The following is a 17169-nucleotide window of genomic DNA, read 5'->3' as shown; positions in this document are numbered from 1 at the left end:
TCAGAGTTCGGCGACTTGAACCGGTCGGCCAGCCGGTAGCCGCGCCGATTTACGGCGGCGGCGCGCGGTTGCTTCGGCGCAGTAGACCTCCAACTGGCGGGCTCGATGGTCGGAGGTGTGATCGGTCAGAACGCGGCGGCGCGCGCTCTCGGCGATAGTGCGTCGACGTTCCTCGGGCATGTCGCGCAGGATCTCGATGACGTCGCGCGCCGTTGAGGCCAGCAAGATTTCCCGCGACGGCTCGAAGATGGTCTCGATCCCCGGCCATCGGTCGGAAATCACGGGCGTGCCGCAGGCGGCAGCTTCGAACAGCCGAACGCTCGGCGAGAAGCCCAACGCGCGCATGTCGGCGCGGGTCGCATTCAGGGCGAACCGCTGCTCCGCGTAAAACATCGGGTGCTGCTTTGGCGCGAGGTGCTCGATCCGCATGACATTGTCGGGCCAGGCGATATGTTCAGGATATTGCGCGCCCGCGACGGCGAATTGTTCGGACGGCAGCATCCGCGCCGGGGACAACAGCAATTGTTCAAGGACGGGCTGCCGGTCCTCGCTATAAGTCCCGAGATAGCCAAGCGCCCATTTCGTCTGGGCCTGTTGCGGCACGTAGGCGTCCGCGTCGGCGCTGCAATAGAGAACCCGTGCCATCGGGCTGCCGTAACGCGCCTCGATCATGTCGGGCACCGGGCCACCGGCGAATGATAGATAGAGGTCAAAACGCGGGATCATCGCAGCGGAGAGATAGTCGAGGCCCCTGTCGATTCTCGCCAGCGTCACCGGCGTGTCGATGTCATAGAAGGCGGTGATCCCTCGCGCCTGGCTCATGATCCATTCGGAGATGGCGATACCGTCGGGCACATAGGAGCCGATGATGACGAGGTCGGCGTCCCGGATCAGCTTTCCGAAGCGGCGAGGGATATCCTTCAGCGACTGATAGAGCTCGACAGTCCACGACGACGGCTTGGTGAGGTCGCGATGCTCGCGATACCAGGCGACGTCGCGCTCCAGGAAGGTGACATGGTGGCCTCGTCGCGCGAGGGCCTCGATCAGGGCGCGATAGGTCGTGGCGTGACCATTGCCCCATGATGACGTGACCGAAAGACCGACGACGACGATGCTAAGGTTCATTCTGCTGCCTCGATGTGCGAGCTGCTTCCGACGAAGAGATCGTTGAATTGGCGGGCGCGGTGCCGGTAGGTGTGTTGGCTGAGAATGTGCGCGCGGGCACGGCTGGCGATCGCGGCGGCCCGATCAGGGCTGAGGGCGCCGAGATGGCCGGCAATCTCGGCTCCATTCGCGGCTACCAGCACTTCGCGATCCGGCTCGAGGAAATGGTCGATGCCGACCCATTGATCGGTGATCAAGCAGGCGCCTGCGCCGATCGCCTCGAATATCCGCGTCGGCGGCGAGAATCCGTAGCGCGCCATGCTGTCGCGATTGACATTGAGCGTGGCAAGACCGGAGCCGAAGAATGCGTTGTGCTCGCCGGTGCCGACATGCCCGACCTTTCGGAGGTTGCGGGACGTATCCTTGGTCTCCCAGCCGGAGCCGCCGAGAACGAACGTCTTGTCCGGCAACTGGCGCGCGATGTCGAGGAAGAAGTGCTCGACGCGCTGCTCGCGATCAGGCAGGCGATTTGCCAGCAGGCTGAGATCGCAGGTGAAGTCCGGCTTGGGCGGCGATGGAAAATGCGTTTCGGGGTCGAGGGCGTTGTAGATCGGAACGCAGTCTCGCGCACCAATAGCGCGGTAGGCCGATACGACGCCATCGCCGCCCCCGTAGGTCAAGACCATATCGTAGGATGGAATTGCACGGCGCAGATGATGCTCCGGATCGTTTGTCATCGCTTCGAGCGTGGCGGGAGCATCGACATCCCAGTAAATGCGCATGGTTCGGGAGGGTAAGGCAGCAACGGCGGTCTCCAGCTCCTGATCGAAGACGCCGACGCCACTGGCCTTGATCAGCATGTCGGCCGATCGCGCGGCCGCATCGAGCGAGCCGCGCCAGCCGTCGGCGGTCGCGGGGTAGACGACGATCCTGGCCCAGTCGGGGTCGTCGATGTCGCGGTGGGCCTGCCGCTCGAAGGCGTCAGGCTCGAAGAAGGTGACGTCGTGTCCGAGCGCCGCAATCTGCTTGAGCATGCCGCGATAATAGGTGGCGGCGCCGTTCCAGTAGGACGAGACAAGGCTGGATCCGAAGAAGCAGATCTTCATGCGGAGGCTCCGATGTAATGCAGCGGCTGTGACGAGCTATCGGAGGCACGAATGGCCTCCACGATGCCCACAAGCTGTTGTGCGCGATGACAGCAGGTATGGCGCTCCTGAATTGTCCGAAGGCCGGTCTCCACCATCTCCGAAGACAGCTCCCGATCGTCGAGAACGGCGCGGAGCGCGCGCTTCATCTCCGCGCCGTTGGCCACCTGGAGATAAGCGCCGTCCGGAAACAGGCTTTCCGCATCGGACCAGGGCGCCGAGAGCAGAGGAATGCCGCAGGCGAGGGCCTCGAACACACGGATGGTAGGGATGCCCGGAAGCGACCGTACATAGGGCCCGCGCGGGACGTGAATGGTCGCGCGCGCGCCGGCGAATGCCACCGGAGCCCAATGCGCAGGCAGCCAGCCGCCGTGGCGGATACCTGTGGCCCGGATGGTCTGGAGGGCGGCATCCGAGTAACGCACGCCATAGACGCTCGCGCGCAAATTCAGTTCGGCAACAGGCTCGACCAGGAATTCGTTGAGCTCAGTGCTGCGTTCGCCGTCGCCCCAATTGCCGATCCAGACCAGATCGTCGGTAGGTTCGACATTCGGCAGCGGGTGGTACAAGGCGACGTCGGCGGCTTCGTGCCAGGTATAGGCCCGGTCGGCCCAGCCGAGCTTCACGTAGATCTGGCGAAGCACCTCGCCGAAGGCGAGCACGCCGTCGAATGCGTCGAGGTCAAACTGTGCAAGTTCGTCCGGCGCCGTAATCGCACGATGATGGGTATCGTGGAACAACAATGTGAAGGGAGCGCCGTGCGCGCGCCTGTGCCCGATCTGCTCGATCACATCGGGCGAGTTCCATTCATGCACGACGACGAGATCGGCGCCATCGAGCGCTTCGTCGAAATCGAGCGAGGCATCATAGCGACGAATGGAAATACCTGGGAAGAGCTGTCCGATGTCTTGCAGGACCTCGCTGCCGCTCTCGCGGATGGCATTCAACCGACTCCAGCCGTCGATCGGCTCGAAAACGACGACCTCGTGACCAAGCGCATGCAGCTCGCGGGCGTAGCCGCGCAGGAAATGAGCGTTGCCATTGTTCCAGCAGGAGGTGAATGCGTGGTAGAACAGGACGCATTTCATGCCCGCACCTCGATCTGGCCGGCTTGAGGTGTCGTGCGGTTGGCAGCGAGCAGCCCTTTGTAGAGCTTCAGATAAGCGCCGGTCGTGCGCGACAGCGAATAGGTCAGGGAACGCTCGTAGGCGGCGCGTTGCAGCCGTTCTCTTCCGAGATCGTCCGCACAAAGTTCTGCGAGAGCTCGGTGCAACGCCTGACTATCGCAGGGATCGAAAAACAGCGCGGCTCCGCCCCACAATTCCCGGAACGTCGGGATGTCCGACAGCACGAGGGCGCAGCCGGCGGCGGCTGCCTCCAAAACGGAGAGGCCGAACGGCTCATAAAGTGCTGGGCTTGCAAAGATCGCCGCGCACTGGAGATGTCCGCGCAAGGCGCTGTGCGGCAATTGCCCAAGCCAAGTGACGCCCACGGACGGATCTGCTTCAGCGGGTCCTGCGACCTGAACCGGCCAATCCAGATCCGGTGCAGCCGCAGCCAACACTCCGATGTTCTTGGCGTGATCCCACAGCCGGCCGGCCCCGAAGATCAGCTCCTGCTTTCGAGTTGAGAGGTCTCCAGCAACAATCCCGTTCCAGATCACGGTGCCGGGAGACCGTGGCCGATAGATCTCCACGATCTCATCGTGGAACGACCGGCTCGGGCAGACCCAAGCCTGCGTGCTGTTGAGCGCCGCCGCCACCCGTTCCGTATAACGCGCCCAACGGGGCTCGCCGAGCCAGGCCGTATCCCGACAGGCCAGCGCCCATGAGTTGACGCAGGAGTGCGCCACGAGAACGGTTGGCGCACGCCACGACAGGGTTGCCTCGCGGAAACTGTTGAGGTGGACGATGTCCGGCCTGAACCGTGCTTCGAGCCCTAGAAGGACACGCCTGGCATTGAGGAGGTCACGCCCTTCCGGGTCCTGCCATTCCAAAGCGAGGTCGGTTTCGATGAGGCGGACCTCCGAGCCGTGCAGCATCTCGCGCTGGTCGGCGCGCGCGGATGGACCCATCGTCGCCAGCGTCACGTGGGCGCCCGCGGCGGCAAGGCTCGAGGCGAGAGCGCAGGAATAGGTCCACACGCCACCGACAGTGTCGGTCGTCATCAGGATTCCGATGTCCGAACCGCGGCTCATGGCGCAACCGGATGTTCGAGGGCGTCGAGCGGGACCGGCCGATCGTTCTGCACGTCACTGAACTGGTCGAACATCCCGAGATAGTGCCGATGCGCGCGCTCCCAGGCGAAATCGTCAGCCTCGCCCCACAGCTTTCGGTAGTCCGGCGAGCCGGGGTAGGGATAGAGCGGGACCGGGTCGTTCGCCCAGATGCCGGCATCCTGCATCTTGCGGCGCCAGCGCTGCACTACGGGATCGTCGTCCTCGGGGACCTCGATCAGATTGGCCTGCACGAAGGGGACGTAGCGTCGGGCTTCGACCAGGCGGTCAGCGAGCTGGTCGGTGGTCATCTTGCAGTTCTTGGCGAGTGCCGCGCGGCCCTCGACGGTGAGACTTTCGATGCCAGCCTCGATCGAGACGCAGCCAGCGCGACCCAGCAAAGCGAGCATGTCCGGCTTCCAGAGATCAATGCGGGTCTGGACACCGAATTTGAGGCCGCGCGTACTCAGCCCTTCCAGAAGTTCTGGATTCGGAAGGAAGATTTCGTCGATGAAGTAGACATATTCGACGCCTTGGCCGCGCAGTCGATCAATTTCGTCGAGAATGATCGAGGGCGGCCGTTTGCGGTAGGCGTTGCGGAAATTCTCCTTGGCGCAGAACGTGCAATTATAGGGGCATCCGCGCGACGCCTCGACCTCCGCGCCGGGGCCCATCGGTTCGGCCTCGAAGCGATGATGGTGGTGACGATGCCGCCGGATCATCTCGTCCGGCCAGTCGAGCGCTGGCTGATCCTTGAAGTCGACCGCCTGCGGGCCGCCATTGACCCGGACCGAGGCGCCGTCCGCCAAGCACAGGCCGGGGAAGTCCCGCTCCCCGTTGGCCAGCCGCAGCAAAGATGCTTCGCATTCACCCATGACGATGATATCGACCGCGAGCTTCCTCAGGGCCGCTCGCGGCGTGGTCGAGCCGTGCGGGCCGACGGCGACCAAGACCGGTGCAAGATCCCGTACCGCCAGTGCAAGCTCCTGCGGAACCCGCAGCTCCGGCGGTGCGCAGCGCCAGAACAGGTAGGTCGGTGCCGTCGTGATGACAATCAGGTCAGGCTTGAAGGCGCGCAGCTCAGCCTCGACGTCCCGCAATGTCAGATCGAACATGTGCGCATCGCGCAGCAGCGTCCGGTGCCCGGCCGCTTTCAAATAATGCTCGGCGATGCCGAGCTCGAGCGGAAGGTGGGGGGACCGGCAGCCGAAATAGATGCTGCCGCCAAAATCCCATTTCGGATTGATCAGGGCGACGCGTGTCATGCGAGAGCCTCGCGGTTGCCCCGAGTTGTTCCGAAGCGGCTGTCCAGCCAGGCGTGAAGCGAGCGAAGGCCGTCGGCGACCGAGACCTGCGGTGCCCATCCGAGGGCGGTAGACAGCGCCCGGGTGTCGGTGACGTACCAAGGCTGATCGCCCGGACGCCAATCGGCAAAGCGGTATGTGACCTGATGGCCCGTCAGTTCGGCAATGTGGTCGATCAATTCCCGGAGGCTGATCGCATTGGCTGGTCCGCCGCCGAGATTGAACACGCGTCCACGCGCCAGCGAGATCCGGTCGAGTACCGCGAGCCAGGCAGAAGCTGCATCCGACACATGCAGCGCGTCGCGGACCTGATAACCGTCGCCGTAGATCGTCAGTGGTTTGCCGCGGATCGCGCTCAGCAGGAAATGTGCGATCCAGCCCTGGTCCTCGGTGCCGAACTGGCGCGGCCCATAGATGCAGCTCATGCGCAGCACCACGGTCTGTAGCCCGTAAACCCGCGCATAATCGTGGACGTACTGATCCGCCGTCCCTTTGGAACAGCCATAGGGGCTGTAGAAATCGAGCGCAGCGTTCTCGGAGATGCCTTCGGCCAGCAAGTCGCTGGTGGGCGTATAACGGCGGCCGGTGAGTGCGATCTCGCTGTCCTCGATCAGGCGGCCATAGACCTTGTTGGTGGAGGCGAACACGACCGGAGCGGTGCTGTTGTGCAGCCGAACCGCTTCAAGCACGTTCAGGGTCCCGCGCGCGTTGATCTCGAAATCGGCGGCGGGATCGCTCACGCTGCCCGTGACGGCGACCTGAGCCGCCAAATGCAGCACCGCGCGGGCCTCACGTACGGCATCGATCACCGGGATCGGCTCACGAATGTCGGCCACCGCGATGGTGATGAGGTCGCGATGCCTGGATTTCAGCCATTGCGCGTTCTCGCGCACGCCGGCGCGGGCCAGATTGTCCAGCACCAGTACGCGCTCGCCGCGCTCCGCCAGCCGGTCGGCAAGATTGCAACCGATGAAGCCGCAGCCGCCTGTGATCAGAACCGGCCTGTTGTCTCGCTCATTCATCACGCAACCAATCCTCGTTGCAGCAGCTCCTGGGTCGCCCGCTCGGCCTGGTCGTCGGCGATCTGGTCTGCGAGATATTCCGCGAGCTCCTCCAGGCCGTCCCTGAAAGCCACATGCGGCTCGAAGCCGAGAAGGTCGCGCGATTTGCCGATATCTGCGAAGCAGTGCCTGATGTCGCCGGCGCGGTATTTCCGCGTGATCTCGGGCGCGATGTCGCTCCGGCCCATGACCTCGGCGAGGTCCTCGGCGACGGACAGAATGGTCCGGCTTTGGCCCGAGCCCACGTTGAAGACGTCCTGCGTCTGCTCCACTTCCAGGGCGATGCGACAGGCGCGGGCGACGTCGTGCACGTGAACAAAGTCGCGTCGTTGCTCGCCGTCCTCGAAAACAAGCGGCGGCCGACCGTTGAGGAGCCGCGCGGCGAAAATCGCGAGTACGCCGGTATAGGGATTTGACAGAGCCTGGCGGGGACCGAACACGTTGAAGAAGCGCAGCGCCAGGGTCGGGATGCCGTAAGCCTTGCCTGTAATCAGGCACATGCGCTCCTGCGCAAACTTGTTCAATGCGTAGACCGAGCTCAGTGACGGCAGCTTGTTCTCCGGCGTCGCCACGGGGACGAGTGGGTGACCCGCGCTGTCGCGCAACTCCCATTCCCCTCTGCGCAGCTGCTCGATCGGCCGTTCGTCGCAGGCGACGACGCTTTGATCGGGCCTGCGATAGAGGCCTTCGCCGTAGATGCTCATGGAGGAGGCGACCACCAGCCGTTCGACCGGGCGCCTCGACACCGCCTGGAGCAGCACCGCTGTGCCGAGCTCGTTGGTCCGCACAAAAGGCTCGATGTCGTACATGCTCTGGCCGACGCCGACGGCGGAAGCGAGATGCAGGACCATGTCGGCCCCGCGCAAGGCATGTTCGACCGCAACGCTGTCGGTGACGTCGCCAACGACGAGCTCGGCCTCATCGGCGAGATAGGACGGGCGCTGGCGATTGCCGCCGTGGACCTGCGGCGAAAGATTGTCGAGCAGCCGGACCTCATAACCGGCAGCGAGCAGCATGTCGGTTGCATGCGAGCCGATGAATCCCGCGCCTCCAGTGATTAATACCCGCGTCATGCACCACTCCGTGCCGCCGTAAGATCGATCCCTCTGGGAAATCGACCGATGATGGGAGCTGAAGCGCGCCTTACTGTCTGGTCGGACGACCTGCACGCCAGTCACGTTTGGAGTCAGAAGCGATGCAAGGAATGTTCGTTCCTCGAAATTGTACAAACGAATATTTCTCTAACCTGGATCAATAACCTAGGTGAATCCGCAGCTCTGCCGGCGGCTAGAAGTGCACGCCGTGCAGCGGTTCCGGCAGGTCCAGGTGCCTTGCCGCGGTCGCGCCGATATCGGAAAAGCCGGCACGCCGGCCGATCGGAGCAGATGATTGCGTCGTCCAGGCCAGGATAGGCACCTGTTCGCGGGTGTGGTCGGTGCCGCTCCAGGTCGGATCGCAGCCATGGTCGGCGGTGATGATCAGAAGATCGTCGCTCCGCAGACGCGACAGTAGCTCGGGAAGACGGTCATCGAAGAATTCGAGTGCCGCGGCATAGCCCGCGACGTCGCGGCGATGGCCGTAGAGGGTGTCGAAATCGATGAAGTTGGCGAACAGCATTCCTCCATCCGCAAGGCCGGCCAGCCCCTTGAGCGAGGCGTCGAACAACCCGTCATTGCCGTCGCCGCGCATGTTTCGCCCCGTTGCTCGATGAGCGAAGATGTCGTCGATCTTGCCGATCGTCACGATGTCACGGCCGGCGCTTTCAGCGAGATCTAAGATGGTTCGCCCGGGCGGCGGCACCGAATAGTCGCGCCGGTGTACGGTGCGCTTGAAGTCGCTCGCACTTGTGCCGACGAATGGCCGGGCAATGACGCGGCCGATGTTGAGGGGATCGATCAGCCGCCTTGCGATCGCGCAAATCTCATACAGACGTTCGAGCCCGAAGGTCTCCTCATGCGCTGCGATCTGGAACACGCTGTCGGCTGAGGTGTAGCAGATCGGCATTCCCGTTCGCATGTGGCGCTCGCCGAACTCGGCGATGATCTCCGTGCCGGAGGCGTGACAATCCCCGAGAATGCCGGGCAATCCGGCTTGCTCGCAGAAGGCCTTAGTCAGATCCGCGGGGAAGCAGGGCACCGTTCGGGGGAAATAGCCCCATTCGAACGGTACGGGCACTCCGGAGATCTCCCAATGGCCTGACGGGGTGTCCTTGCCTTTCGAGATCTCGCTTGCGCACCCAAATTTCCGGTGCTCGACCCGACCGTCCAGCCCCGGCGGCACGCGCCCCGCGGCGAGGCGGCAGGCCTGGCCGAGGCCGAGCGCGACGAGATTGGGAAGCCGGAGCGGACCCTCGCGGGCGGCGCTGTCGGCGCGACCGGCCATGCAGGCTTCGGCGATGTGGCCGACAGTGTCGGCGCCATCGTCGCCATAGCGAGCGGCATCCGGCGCGCCGCCGATGCCGACGGAGTCCATCACCAGGATCAGGGCACGCATGTCGGTTCTCTGATAGGGGGATCGGCGGACGTTGCGGAGGATGCAGCACCGGTCTTCGTGCAGTAGCGATCGACCATCAATGCGCAGAAATCCGCAAACTCATTGACGTCGAGTGGCGGGCTGGTGTGATGCGGCTCGATGCCCCGATGCTCGGGCGTGAAGCAGAACGTCACCGTGACCTGAAATTCCGCCAGCGCCTCCATCTGGCGGTCGAACCATGCGAGCGCATTAGGCCGGAAGCTGTCGGCCCACGAAAGACCTGTCCTGAGATGGGTCACGCCGAGACGGCGCATCCAGTGCACGGCGTCGTTGAGGCGATGATCCTCGAAGTGGAACCACTGGCACAGACCCATTGCAGGCGCATACATGCCAAACTGATCGGCCGCCGCCTTTGGCGTGCCGTCCTCGCGCAGCAGGCCCATGTGGAAATGCCTGTAATAGGAGGAGCCTTCGGCTTCCTTGTGCCGTGTCGTTGCTTCCCAGGCGGAGGGAAGGTCGTAGAGGCTGTACCAATGGATGCGCGGGGCACGGCCGATCAGGAGTTCGGCTGTGCGCGACAGGCCCCAGGCTTGCACCTCTTCGGCGCCGAACGAGGAGACGCCGACCTCCGTCACCCAGACGGGCAGGGCGGTGACCGACTTGATCTCCTCGATCTTGGCCGGCCACTCGCCGATCTGCCACAGGTTCCAGTCGAGCGGAAAGCCATGCACGGCGACTGCATCGAAATTGTCGAGCACGCTGCGGCTCTGCATGTTGCGCATGAAGGACGGATCAATCGGCGAGATGCCGCCGAGCACGATTGGCAATGCGGGCCGCGCACTGCGGATCGATTTGCCGGCAGCAATGGCCAAGTTCGCGAACATCGCCCAATCCGGATCGATCAGGAGATTCCAATGCGACTTGTTGTTCGGCTCGTTCCAGATCTTGGCAGCCTCGATCATGGGCTTGTGCTCCGGCAAGGATAAACGGGTCCATCGGACTGGGGGCGCTCCGTTCGCTCGCAGAGATAGACCTCCTCTTCGGGATGCGCAGTGATGGCAAAGCCCGCGCTGCGCAGCATGGCCTCGACGCAGGCCCGGTTCGGGACCCACCAATTGGTGGGGTCGTCGGCGTATTTGTGCTCGATGAAGTGCAGTTTGGGATAGCCGGCGGAATCGAACTGATCGGTGGTCCAGAAATCGTAGTTCTTCTCGATCGCGTCGACGTGACTGTCGCCGCGCTGCATCGATTGGAACAGGAGGAGGTCCTTGGCGACGTGCTCGTGGATGAGATCCAGCGCCAGAAGCGGATGGCGCAGGTGGTAGAGCACGCCCATGAAGATCACCAGATCGAACTTCTCGCGGAGGTGCCCGACATCATAGGCCGACATCTTGCGGAATTCGATCCTGAGGCCTTTCACTTCGGCGGCGAAGCGCGCCTGCGCCAGATACTCCTCGTCGGTATCTAGTCCAAGCACGCGCTCGGCACCCCGCTGCTTCATCTCCATGGCGTAAAAGCCGGCGTTGCAGCCGATATCGAGCACGGTCTTGCCTTCGAGGCGGTCCGGAATGATTCCGGAAAAGCGCCGCCATTTCACGTTGGGATAGTCGCCGAGGAAGTGGGCGGGGGCGGTCGGCACGCCATTCAGGTCGAGATTGTGAAACCACGGCCCGAGCGCATCGACGCGCCTGCGAATTTCCTCGCGCGTAAGTAGCGCTCTCGTCATGCAGTCGCTCCGTTGTCCATCGCGGGGATCGGTCGAGCTCCATCCGACGAGGTGCCGACCCGCGACCTCGACCGGCCGTCAGCGCCGGCGCTGTCCGCGAGAAGAGCCATAGCCTTGCGATAGCCGTCGACGGTTCCGACATCGACATAGGACTCCCCGGCCTTGACCCCGATGCCGACGCCACCTGCCTGGAGGTACGCATTCACCAAAGTCCCAAAATATTCGTCTCGCCGATCTCGCGCGTTCCAGAGCGCATGCAATTCGCGGAAGCCGGTGGCCGACATCCTGAAAGCGCCCCAGATCCACCGCGAGGTTGGGGTCGGCTGCTTGACCTGGATCTCCCGCACGTTGTCTCCCTCGACCACAACGGCGTCGAAGAATTCCGGGCGCTCGACCGGGAAGAGCAGGAAGGAGAGGTCGGCATCGGGCAGAGCCTGCAAGGCGGCCTTTGGAAACCACACGGTATCGGGCAGGCCGACGACGACGTGCTCGTCATGGCCGACCACGGTGCCGGCCCGGAAGACGGCGTCGCACAGGCCGGATGCGTCGGGCTGGACCACATAGGCGAGCTGAGCGCTGCCGTAGTGATCGCCGAAATATTCCAGAATGTCGGATTTGCCCGGCGAAATGACGAAGCAGATCTTGTCCGCGCCGCCAAGGATGAGGCGCTCCAGGAGATATTCGGAGACCGCGCAGGGGCGCTCCGTGCCGTCGTCGCGCCGGCTGCCGACGGGCAGCAGCTCCTTGGAGAACGCCAGCGGTTGGATGCGGCTGCCGCGGCCCGCGGCCGGAACGATGCCCCACATGGTCAGGCCTCCTCGGATTGCTGGCGATGCGTGCCGCTGGACGCCGGCTGCTCGAGCAGCGACACCAGCTCGCGTGCGCGTTTGTCGGATGTGTGCTGATCCATTGTCCGTTCATAGGCGCATCTAGCGATAGATTGGAGCTCGGCGCTCGGCATCGCCAATGCCGTCAATGTGTCCTGCGCGTCGCGGGCGATCAGGATCTCCCTGCCAGGCGCGAAGAACTCTTCGATACCCGGCCAGTCGTCGCTCAGGAGCGGGACGCCACAGGCAGCCGCCTCGAACAGACGGCCGGAGGGGCACCAGCCCATCTCCGCCATGGCTTTGCGTGTGACGTTGAGGGTCAAGCGGGAGGATGCAAAGAAAGGCGCATGCTCCGATGGCGGCAGATGCCGCACGAAGTAGATGTTGGGCGACCATGGGAAGTCGTCAGGATACTGCGCCCCGCCGATCAGGAAGCGCAGGTCCTGCCGCGCGCGTGCCGGTTCGACGAAAAGCGCCTCAAGTCCGCGCTGGCGGTCTTCGGAATAGGTGCCGAGATAAGAGAGATCTGCGCGGTAGTGCGGTCGGGGCGGCACCGGGCGATGAATATCGACATCGACGTGGCCGTATAGGGGGCGAATGTCGCGGGCGCCGAGCCGGTCGCGGAATTCGTGGGCAACGCGGGGCCCGCCGGTGAAGCTGAGGACGAGCGCGAAATCCCGTAGGCCCCGCGGGCTGATATACGGAACGGATCCACCCTCCATGAGCCGCGCCAGCGTGATCGGGGTATCCAGATCATAGAAGACGGGAACGGCGCGTCTTTCCGACATGATCAGGTCGGTCGCCGCGATCGCGTCGGGACAATAAGACGTGACGATCGCGACATCGGCATCCCCGACATCGCGGCGAGCGAAGGAGCGGGTCTCGTCCCAGTCCGAAAACAACCGCAGCTGGCCGCCCGGCAACTCATTGAAGTCGCGGGCGCCGGCGTAATAGGGCACATCGCGCTCGTAGAAGACGACAGTGTGGCCGAGGTGTGCCAGATGCTTGCAGAGGCCGCGCCACAGGGTCGCGTGGCCGTTGCCCCAGGAGGAGGAGATGGTCAGCCCGAAAATGACGATCTTCACGCCGGCACCCGCTGATTGATCCCGGTAATCCTGAACCCGCGGCTGTCCACGCTGAGAGTGGAGATGCTGGATGGGTCGATTTCGATCGAGAGAAAGTCGTCAAGCCGCATGCGCGCGTAATGCAAGAGCGCCGCACGGATCGGCTCGGCATGACTGACAGCAATGACGGTGCCCGCAGAATGATCGTTGCGCAACTGCTCCAGATGGCCAACGACGCGATTCTGGAGCGAGCGCATGCTCTCGCCCCCGGGTGGGCGGCTAGTCCCGCGCCGCCTGTTCCAGCGCGACCATTGCGGGTCCTGACGGAGCTCCTCGAACGACCGGCCGCTCCATTCGCCATAGTCGAGTTCGTCGAGAGCGGGAACGATCTCGATCGGCAGTCCGAAGTGCGCCGCCAGAATGGAGGCTGATTGCATGCAGCGCCGCTGCGGGCTCGACTGGATCAAGGCTGGCCACGGGCTGATCGTGATTGCACAGCGCGCCATTTCCTCGCAGCCGATGTCGTCGAGCGTGACGCCATTCATCCGGCCGCATAGCGTGCGGCCGAGCAAAGCATGGTGACCGTGACGCACGAGATGAATGATCCTCGCCATCAAGTATACACCTTGTCCTCGATGAAGGCGCGCGTTCGCCGTCCGGCCTCCTCGTCGGTGAACTGCTGCGGCGGCGATTTCATGAAATAGCTGGAGGGACCGGTCAGGGCGCCGCCCTGACCGCGATCCATGGCAAGTTTTGCGCAGCGGACCGCGTCGATCACGACGCCCGCGGAGTTCGGGGAGTCCCACACTTCGAGCTTGACTTCGGCGCTCAGCGGCACGCCGCCGAATGTCGTGCCTTCGAGGCGGATGAAAGCGAGCTTGCGATCGGTCAGCCAGGGCACGTGATCGCTCGGCCCGACATGGATGTTGTCGGGATCGATCGGAACGTCGAACTGGCTGGTGACCGCCTGAGTCTTGGAGATCTTCTTCGAGGTCAGCCGCTCTCGTTCGAGCATGTTCTTGAAGTCGGTATTGCCGCCGACGTTGAGCTGGTAGGTGCGGTCCAGCCGCACGCCGCGATCGCGAAACAAATTGGCGAGCACGCGGTGCAGGATGGTTGCGCCGACCTGGCTCTTGATGTCGTCGCCGATGATCGGAAGGCCTGCATTCTCGAACCGCTGCCGCCAGTCCGGATTGGAAGCGATGAAAACGGGGATGCAATTAACGTAGCCGCAGCCGGCTTCGATGGCGCGCGCTGCGTACCATTCACTTGCGCGTTGCGAGCCGACGGGCAGGTACGACACCAGCACGTCGGTCCGTGACATTGCCAGGACCTCCGAAACATCGGCCTCCGGGACGTCGGCGACCGGAACATCATCTTCGAGATAGTGCCCGATGCCATCCATGACCGGGCCGCGCTGAACGATCACTCCGGTCTGTTCGACATCGGAGAACCGATGCGTGTTGTTCGGCTTGGCAAAGATGGCGTCGGCGACATCGCGTCCGACCTTGCCGGCGTTGACGTCGAAAGCTGACGCGATCTGGAGGTCGCTGATGTGATACCCGCCGAGATCGACGTTCATCAGGCCGGGCACAGGCTCGTTCGATTTGGCGTTTCGGTAATAGGTGAGCCCCTGGACGAAGGAGCTTGCGCAATTGCCGACGCCGACGATGCCGACGCGCACGCGGCGCCTGTCCTGAAGACGGGAATGCATGGACTAAGACCTCCGGGAAGACGATGGCATCAGCGTAAGTAGATCGGCGAACGTGTCGGAAGGTATGTTCGTTCCTGTGCTGGAGCCGCCGAGCCGGCGTGCGCATCGATTCAGGGCAACAAAAATGCAGCGCGCTTAACTTGGGATAAGATCCGCAGCCGGATCAACGGAACGAACATCATCCTGGATGAAGATGAAGAAGATGATGCTGGTTGTCCGGCGTCGGCCCCGGCGCGCCGTGAAGAACAAATCCTGCCGGCCCGCGTTTCATCGCAAATGGCTTCGGCGATGGCCGTGTCATTGCCGGGCCTGCACAAGCGAGGTGCCACATGACGTCCAAGACGCAGAACAACGAAGCCCAGCAGACCACCGATCACGCCGCGATCCGCAAATGGATCGAAGAGCGCGGTGGGCGGCCGGCGACCGTCAAGGCGACCGAAGAGGATGGACACGCCGGCATCCTGCGCATCGATTTCGATCCGCTGGATGAGGGGCTCGACCGCATCGGGTGGGATGAGTTCTTCGAGAAGTTCGACGAGGCCGGCATTGCCTTCCTGCACCAGGACCGGACCAAGGACGGAGAGCTGAGCCGCTTCCACAAATTCGTCCGTCGCTAGCCGGATCTCGGGACGTGACGAACGGCTGGGTGGAGGCCATGCGAGCAGGCGACTTTGCGCGTGCCTGGGCCATCAATGACCACGATCTCGCGACGTCCGGGTACCCGCCCAAGCATACCGGTCCGCGTCATCTCCAGCGGATCTGGCGAGGGGAGTCGCTTGCGAACAAGCACCTGCTCGTGCGGTGCTATCACGGGCTCGGCGACACGATCCAGTTCCTGCGTTTCATGCAGCCCCTTCGCGGCGTAGCGCGCAGTGTCACGGTCTGGTGTCAGCCCGAACTGTTGCCGCTGGTCGAGCGCACGGCAGGCGTCGATTGCGCGCTTGCGCTCCATTCGGGCACGCCTGAAGCTGACTTTGAGGTCGACATCGAGATCATGGAGGTGCCGCACGCGCTCAAGGTCGGGAGAGAGCAGATCGGGATGAGCGCGCCATATTTGACGCTGCCGCCGAGAAGCATGCCTGTGTCGCTCGACTGCGAAGGTCTGCCCGTCGGCTTGGTCTGGGAGGTGGGCCAATGGGATAAGCGGCGCGCTATTCTCCCCGCATTGTTGCGACGTCTCGCCGTTCCTGGCGTAGCGCTTCATTCGCTCCAGAGAGAGGCGGGGACCGACGAACTCGCGCAGATCGGCGCTCGCGACATCAGCACGCCCGATATCGCGGCTCTCGGTCGTCTTCTCTGCCAGCTCGATCTCGTCATTTGCGTCGACACCATGGTCGCACACCTCGCGGGAGCACTCGGATGCGAAGCCTGGGTGCTGCTGCACGCCGATTGCGACTGGCGCTGGCCTTCATCCGGATGCCGCACGTTCTGGTATCCGAGCCTGCGGCTGTTTCGTCAAAAGACGGCCGGCGATTGGGGGGCTGTCATTCTGGAAGTGCGCGAAGCCTTACAGGAGCGCGTGAGGTGTGAGCAGAAGGTTACGCAATATCATCTCGCCGACGCGACGGCGCCTTTGGTCAATTCCAGTTGCACTGGCCGTCGGCCTTGATCAGTTGGCCGGATGCCTAGATAGGTGGGATCGAAGCCTGCCAGCCGGACCAGTCCGGGCCAGTCGGAGATCATCAAGGTCTTGCCGTGCCAGTGCAACAGGTTGCAGCGGCGCAACTCCCGGATGGTGCGGTTGACATGGACTGGGGAGATGCTGCAGGCCGCCGCGAGGTCGGATTGGGTGAACGGCGAAGCCAATCTGAAGTCCTTTGCGAGCCCGACATTCTGCAGGCGTGTCGTGATCTCGCAGAGCAGGTGCGCTACACGCGTCAAGGCGTCCCGGCTGCCGAGGTTTACGGCCCAGTTGCGCTGTCTGGCGTGGTCGCCAAGCAGCATCAGCAGTAGGGTACGCGACATCGCGGGCGAGCGCGCCGATAGTTCGCGAAAGAAGCGATGCGGCACCAGCGCGACCACGGCAGGTCCGAGCGCAATGAGGTTGCCATTGATGCGGGGCTGATAGAGGGTCTGGAGGTCAGCGATGTCGCCGGGAACCGAGATCGATGTGATCTGCCCGTCTGCGGCCTGGGCGTCCTGCCAGGACAGGTAGCCCTGGAGCAGCAGGCAGCATTGTTGGCTGTCGTCGCCGTGGCGCAGGATAGCCTGATGTGAACTGAAGTGCGCGATCGTGCTCGGCATTTCTGCCAGCAGATCAAGGTCGTCGGCGGTCACGTCGCCAATACTCGCCAGGTGATCGGCAAGCTTGGAAAAGGCAAATCCCGTCTGCATCGGTCATCCGATCGCCCGCCGCCTACCGCAACTCTGACCCAAATGGCAAAGGGCAGGCATTAACCTGTGATACGCTCCCTCGATCAGGGTATGATCGAGGGGTGCGAGTCGACGTTCGCCAGTCTTCAATGTTCCTGTGAAATGAAATTAGGGAAAGCGGCAGTCGTCCGCACTTCGTTTCGCCGGCACTATCGTGTAGCGTG

The 17169-nt window shown here is 63.6% G+C and carries 17 protein-coding genes; 2 read left to right on the top strand and 15 right to left on the bottom strand.

What is annotated here, in order from left to right; genetic code table 11:
• From IVA87_RS33260 to IVA87_RS33195, 14 genes are all read right to left on the bottom strand, one after another.
• Positions 1-1125 carry a glycosyltransferase gene (locus IVA87_RS33260; protein WP_247337310.1) on the bottom strand — a complete coding sequence of 375 codons (1125 nt, stop codon included), beginning with the start codon at positions 1123-1125 and terminating at the stop codon, positions 1-3.
• Positions 1122-2210, bottom strand: coding sequence for a glycosyltransferase (locus IVA87_RS33255; RefSeq protein ID WP_247337308.1), 1089 nt, complete (start codon positions 2208-2210; stop codon positions 1122-1124). Before IVA87_RS33255 ends, IVA87_RS33260 begins: the two co-directional genes overlap by 4 nt.
• On the bottom strand, positions 2207-3337 hold the full coding sequence (locus IVA87_RS33250; protein WP_247337306.1) for a glycosyltransferase: 1131 nt from the start codon (positions 3335-3337) through the stop codon (positions 2207-2209). Before IVA87_RS33250 ends, IVA87_RS33255 begins: the two co-directional genes overlap by 4 nt.
• A complete protein-coding gene (locus tag IVA87_RS33245) occupies positions 3334-4416 on the bottom strand; it encodes a glycosyltransferase family 4 protein (protein ID WP_247302285.1) in 1083 nt (360 codons plus the stop codon). The genes IVA87_RS33250 and IVA87_RS33245 overlap by 4 nt, the downstream gene beginning before the upstream one ends.
• A 26-nt stretch (positions 4417-4442) precedes the next feature.
• A complete protein-coding gene (locus IVA87_RS33240; protein WP_247337304.1) occupies positions 4443-5729 on the bottom strand; it encodes a TIGR04295 family B12-binding domain-containing radical SAM protein in 1287 nt (428 codons plus the stop codon).
• Positions 5726-6790 carry an NAD-dependent epimerase/dehydratase family protein gene (locus IVA87_RS33235; RefSeq protein WP_247302281.1) on the bottom strand — a complete coding sequence of 355 codons (1065 nt, stop codon included), beginning with the start codon at positions 6788-6790 and terminating at the stop codon, positions 5726-5728. Before IVA87_RS33235 ends, IVA87_RS33240 begins: the two co-directional genes overlap by 4 nt.
• Entirely contained in the window at positions 6790-7902 is a 1113-nt protein-coding gene (locus IVA87_RS33230; protein ID WP_247302279.1) for an NAD-dependent epimerase/dehydratase family protein, read from the bottom strand. The genes IVA87_RS33235 and IVA87_RS33230 overlap by 1 nt, the downstream gene beginning before the upstream one ends.
• 214 nt (positions 7903-8116) lie before the next feature.
• Positions 8117-9322, bottom strand: coding sequence for a phosphopentomutase (locus tag IVA87_RS33225; protein WP_247302277.1), 1206 nt, complete (start codon positions 9320-9322; stop codon positions 8117-8119).
• Positions 9310-10263, bottom strand: coding sequence for a beta-xylosidase (locus tag IVA87_RS33220; protein ID WP_247302275.1), 954 nt, complete (start codon positions 10261-10263; stop codon positions 9310-9312). The genes IVA87_RS33225 and IVA87_RS33220 overlap by 13 nt, the downstream gene beginning before the upstream one ends.
• Positions 10260-11027 (bottom strand): TIGR04290 family methyltransferase, encoded by a 768-nt coding sequence (locus IVA87_RS33215; protein ID WP_247302273.1) that lies wholly within the window; start codon positions 11025-11027, stop codon positions 10260-10262. Before IVA87_RS33215 ends, IVA87_RS33220 begins: the two co-directional genes overlap by 4 nt.
• Positions 11024-11833: a sugar phosphate nucleotidyltransferase gene (locus IVA87_RS33210; RefSeq protein ID WP_247302264.1), complete on the bottom strand. Its 810-nt coding sequence runs from the start codon at positions 11831-11833 to the stop codon at positions 11024-11026. Before IVA87_RS33210 ends, IVA87_RS33215 begins: the two co-directional genes overlap by 4 nt.
• Before the next feature lie 2 nt (positions 11834-11835).
• Positions 11836-12939: a glycosyltransferase gene (locus tag IVA87_RS33205; RefSeq protein WP_247337302.1), complete on the bottom strand. Its 1104-nt coding sequence runs from the start codon at positions 12937-12939 to the stop codon at positions 11836-11838.
• Positions 12936-13532 (bottom strand): histidine phosphatase family protein, encoded by a 597-nt coding sequence (locus tag IVA87_RS33200; RefSeq protein WP_247302260.1) that lies wholly within the window; start codon positions 13530-13532, stop codon positions 12936-12938. The genes IVA87_RS33205 and IVA87_RS33200 overlap by 4 nt, the downstream gene beginning before the upstream one ends.
• Entirely contained in the window at positions 13532-14632 is a 1101-nt protein-coding gene (locus IVA87_RS33195) for an inositol-3-phosphate synthase (RefSeq protein ID WP_247302259.1), read from the bottom strand. Before IVA87_RS33195 ends, IVA87_RS33200 begins: the two co-directional genes overlap by 1 nt.
• Before the next feature lie 329 nt (positions 14633-14961).
• Between IVA87_RS33195 and IVA87_RS33190 the strand changes: the two genes are divergently transcribed.
• Positions 14962-15249 carry a hypothetical protein gene (locus IVA87_RS33190; protein WP_247337300.1) on the top strand — a complete coding sequence of 96 codons (288 nt, stop codon included), beginning with the start codon at positions 14962-14964 and terminating at the stop codon, positions 15247-15249.
• Positions 15250-15287: 38 nt separating this feature from the next.
• A complete protein-coding gene (locus IVA87_RS33185) occupies positions 15288-16241 on the top strand; it encodes a hypothetical protein (RefSeq protein ID WP_247302255.1) in 954 nt (317 codons plus the stop codon).
• Here the strand turns inward: IVA87_RS33185 and IVA87_RS33180 are convergent.
• A complete protein-coding gene (locus tag IVA87_RS33180) occupies positions 16181-16966 on the bottom strand; it encodes a Crp/Fnr family transcriptional regulator (protein ID WP_247302253.1) in 786 nt (261 codons plus the stop codon). The two genes, IVA87_RS33185 and IVA87_RS33180, sit on opposite strands and share 61 nt — an antisense overlap.
• Between the last annotated feature and the right edge of the window lie 203 nt (positions 16967-17169).

It is taken from the genome of Bradyrhizobium sp. 147, assembly GCF_023073935.1.
Taxonomy (GTDB): Bacteria; Pseudomonadota; Alphaproteobacteria; order Rhizobiales; family Xanthobacteraceae; genus Bradyrhizobium.
The sequence above is the reverse complement of the archived record's forward strand: the minus strand, read 5'-3'. Positions and strand labels throughout refer to the sequence as shown.